Source organism: Undibacterium sp. TC9W (assembly GCF_049339865.1).
Lineage (GTDB): Bacteria > Pseudomonadota > Gammaproteobacteria > Burkholderiales > Burkholderiaceae_D > Undibacterium.
Genome location: NZ_JBMPPJ010000103.1, coordinates 1 through 255 on the forward strand (window position 1 = coordinate 1; position 255 = coordinate 255).

Sequence of the window (255 nt, forward strand, 5' to 3'; positions counted from 1 at the left end):
TCAACGTTGCTAACGCCACTGTTGGTGTATCGATCGATGCAGGCGCATTGACAGCACAATCTGCTCTGGACGTGACTCTGGCCCGTGGCGCCAACTTCCTGAGCCTGGGTGCTGGTGCTGACCGCGTGGTATTGCTGGGTAACTATGTTGCCGGTACTTACAACGTGACAGAAAACGGTGTGAACCTGAATGCACAGTCCACAGCGACTGCAGTTGCCCGCGTTGTTACAGACACGATCAACCTGGGTACAGGTA

1 protein-coding gene is annotated in these 255 nt (G+C 54.9%); it reads left to right on the forward strand.

Going from position 1 to position 255, the window contains the following annotated elements; genetic code table 11:
- On the forward strand, positions 1–255 hold a 255-nt coding region (locus tag ACO0LN_RS30425; RefSeq protein ID WP_422980519.1), incomplete at both ends, for a hypothetical protein.